The 1,958-nt window shown below is 60.6% G+C and carries 2 protein-coding genes and 1 pseudogene; 2 read left to right on the top strand and 1 reads right to left on the bottom strand.

What is annotated here, in order from left to right; translation table 11 throughout:
• Positions 1-189, top strand: a pseudogene (locus tag DW850_RS10000) (XRE family transcriptional regulator); the annotation flags it as partial.
• 142 nt (positions 190-331) lie between these two features.
• Here the strand turns inward: DW850_RS10000 and DW850_RS09995 are convergent.
• Positions 332-1,405, bottom strand: coding sequence for a helix-turn-helix transcriptional regulator (locus DW850_RS09995; RefSeq protein ID WP_117786966.1), 1,074 nt, complete (start codon positions 1,403-1,405; stop codon positions 332-334).
• A 350-nt stretch (positions 1,406-1,755) separates the two neighbouring features.
• On the opposite strand from DW850_RS09995, the gene DW850_RS09990 reads away from it, so the two are divergent.
• Positions 1,756-1,958, top strand: a 203-nt coding sequence (locus tag DW850_RS09990) for a helix-turn-helix domain-containing protein (protein ID WP_147349614.1), incomplete at its 3' end; no start/stop codon positions are given.

Below are 1,958 nucleotides of genomic sequence, written 5' to 3'. Positions count from 1 at the left end.
GACCTGGTGACATACCGCGAGATCCTCGCCTTCATGAACGGCGAGGCGAACATCGAGCGCGATCCGCGGGCACTCCCCCGCCGCGCGTGGCCGACGAAGCATCGACTGGCGTACGACTTGCTGACTTTCATCGCCGCGGCCGCCATCGGCGGAGCACTCGGCTTTGCCGTGTGGGGGTTGCTGAACTAGAGGCAGCATCTGCCGAAGTCCGCATCACGCGCGTCAAGAATCAGCGCTTTTGGGCGGCGGCGTGCGCTCGTGATGCGGACTCGAAGGTGCCCGCAGCCGAAGACTTCAAATTGACTGCAAGCACTAGTAAAATTCCAGCTACTCAACGGTCCCTTCCGAAGGCCTTCATGAGAATGCTGACGATGCCGCAGAGAATGCCTCCAATTGGCCAAGGCAGCCAAAAGTAGCCGACGATGGAATCGGCCGCCTGACGCCCACTACCGATGGCGTCCCATGTGGTCCCAGCGAACGAAGGACCCAAAAACAGCCAACTCAGCGCAACGATGGTGGAAACGAGCATGATGACACCGCAAGCAGCCTCGATCTTCTCGTGCGTGCGCTTTGCGGAGCGCAGCTCGTTGCGCACCGCTTCGGGAACATCGATGCGGGCGATGTCCTCAACCTCGAGTTCCTCGACCGCATCGCGGTTGTACTCATCGATATCCACGCGACCGTACATCATGCCCGCATGGACAATCAGCCATACGCCCACCGCGACCAGGGCGAGCAGCGCAGCGCCCGCAGGAGCCTCCGCGCCAGACTCATGCTCGATGAAGTTGCCCAGCAGAACCCCAATCATGATGAGCATGAGCCCGGTAACCAACCCGCGTACCAGCACCTGGCGCGCCTGAAGACGATCATCGTCAGTATAAAAATCCTCGATAAAGGGATGCGCCTTCACAAAAGCAGAGTGCTCCATGCCAGCAGAAACCAAGATGCCAATGCCCACAAGCACGCCGGAGAACAGGGCGGCCAGCCCCAGAAGCTCGCCCCAACTTGCAGCCATACTGCTATTGAACAGGCCGCGCAGAGCCGTCCCTTCCTCAAAAAGCACGAGCCCCACAACGCCCAGGATAAACGCGGCGACACCCGTGGGAACTCGCTTGGCAAACGAGCGCATGTGGTCGTCATAGCCACACACATCCGTCGCGGGACCGGGCGGCACGGTAGCGACGGCGGGTGCCGGAGCGCGATCGGTAAGGTCACCCTGCACCAGGTCATCGAGCGAGCACTCGAAAATCTGGCACATTTTGATGAGCTTATCCATCTCCGGGTAGGACTTCTCGGCCTCCCACTTGGTGACGGACTGGCGGGACACCCCAAGCAGCATGGCGAGCTGCTCCTGGGTCATATGGCGCTCGGCGCGCAGATACTGAAGGTTGGTACGGAAGCTCATAGTAGGTCCTCTCGTTGGCTGGGAGCGACCGCTCGGGCGTCATGATCTTGGCTCACGGCGACGGCGCGGGCGCGGCATCCCAGCGTTCGGTGCTTTCCTGCCGGCGACTTACACACTACGGTAGCCACATGGCGGAAACCACCAACTTGAGGCTTCATTTTACGCAACCTGCAGGCACCCTATGGTTGCAAACCGCAGGTAGATTAAATGGACGTCATATTATAAGGAGCTTGCATCCCCTGTGAACTCAAACAATCCCCGCCGATGTTACGACCCGTTGCTTGCGGCAACGGACCATCTGCGGGCAGCATTGCGGTAACGTAGGAACCGGGCGAGAGAAAGGATCCACCATGCTGAACGAGAACATCCAGGCCCTCAGGAAATCGAAAGGGCTATCGCAGGAGGAGCTCGCGCTCAAGCCGAACGTGGTGAGGCAGACGGTTTCCAAATGGGAACGCGGGCTCTCGGTGCCCGACGCGGAGATGCTCGTCGCCCTCGGTGAGACGCTCGACGTGCCGGTGAGCAAAGACGAGGCGCGAGGCGATGGGGCTCT

Origin of the sequence: Collinsella sp. AM36-4AA (genome assembly GCF_003467795.1) — a bacterium.
In the GTDB taxonomy this organism is placed as follows: domain Bacteria; phylum Actinomycetota; class Coriobacteriia; order Coriobacteriales; family Coriobacteriaceae; genus Collinsella.
Note: the sequence above shows the minus strand (reverse complement) of the source record. Positions and strands in the feature narration are given on the sequence as shown.